The following is a 1,203-nucleotide window of genomic DNA, read 5'->3' as shown; positions in this document are numbered from 1 at the left end:
AATTAGCTAGGCTAATAATTACGCTACGATAGTTGCTACAACACCAGCACCTACAGTACGACCACCTTCACGGATAGCAAAACGAAGACCTTCATCCATCGCGATTGGTGCGATTAGAGTTACTGTCATCTTGATGTTATCACCAGGCATTACCATTTCTACGCCTTCTGGTAACTGTACGTCACCCGTTACGTCAGTTGTACGGAAGTAGAACTGTGGACGGTAACCTTTGAAGAATGGAGTATGACGACCACCTTCATCTTTAGAAAGTACGTATACTTCTGAAGTGAATGTAGTATGTGGGTTGATTGAACCAGGCTTAGCTAGTACTTGACCACGTTCAACGTCTTCACGCTTAGTACCACGTAGAAGTGCGCCGATGTTTTCGCCAGCACGACCTTCGTCAAGAAGCTTACGGAACATTTCAACACCAGTACAAGTAGAACGAGTTGTATCATTGATACCAACAATTTCTACTTCGTCATTGATGCGGATGATACCAGCTTCAACACGACCAGTTACAACAGTACCACGACCCTGGATTGAGAAAACGTCTTCGATAGGCATGATGAATGGCTTATCGATGTCACGCTCTGGCTCTGGGATGTAAGAGTCAAGTGCGTTTGCAAGCTCAACGATCTTATCTTCCCACTCTTTCTCGCCTTCTAACGCTTTAAGCGCAGAACCAGCGATTAGAGGTAAGTCATCACCTGGGAAATCGTATTCAGAAAGAAGTTCACGAACTTCCATTTCTACTAGTTCAAGTAGCTCTTCATCATCAACCATGTCACATTTGTTCATGAATACGATGATGTAAGGAACGCCAACCTGACGAGAAAGAAGGATGTGCTCACGCGTTTGTGGCATAGGGCCATCTGTCGCAGCAACTACTAAGATCGCGCCGTCCATTTGAGCAGCACCAGTGATCATGTTTTTAACATAATCGGCGTGACCAGGACAATCTACGTGTGCGTAGTGACGTGTAGGTGTATCGTATTCAACGTGAGACGTTGAAATAGTGATACCACGTTCGCGCTCTTCTGGAGCGTTATCGATTGATGCGAAATCTTTAGCAACACCGCCGTATACTTTTGCAAGTACGTTAGTGATTGCTGCAGTTAGTGTAGTTTTACCGTGGTCAACGTGGCCGATTGTACCAACGTTTACGTGCGGTTTTACGCGTTCAAACTTTTCTTTTGCCAT

Annotated in this window: 1 protein-coding gene; it reads right to left on the bottom strand. The window is 45.1% G+C overall.

What is annotated here, in order from left to right; translation table 11 throughout:
- Positions 1-18 precede the first annotated feature (18 nt).
- Positions 19-1,203 (bottom strand): elongation factor Tu, encoded by a 1,185-nt coding sequence (gene tuf / locus H5126_RS21210; protein WP_024596766.1) that lies wholly within the window; start codon positions 1,201-1,203, stop codon positions 19-21.

The organism is Pseudoalteromonas sp. SG45-3 (assembly GCF_014164075.1).
Taxonomy (GTDB): Bacteria; Pseudomonadota; Gammaproteobacteria; order Enterobacterales; family Alteromonadaceae; genus Pseudoalteromonas; species Pseudoalteromonas distincta.
This window is presented reverse-complemented; position numbering and strand designations above follow the sequence as displayed.

What these genes read in the sequence shown, in the direction of transcription:
- tuf (WP_024596766.1), bottom strand. Translation starts at nt 1,203, where the DNA reads ATGGCAAAAGAAAAGTTTGAACGCGTAAAACCGCACGTAAACGTTGGT.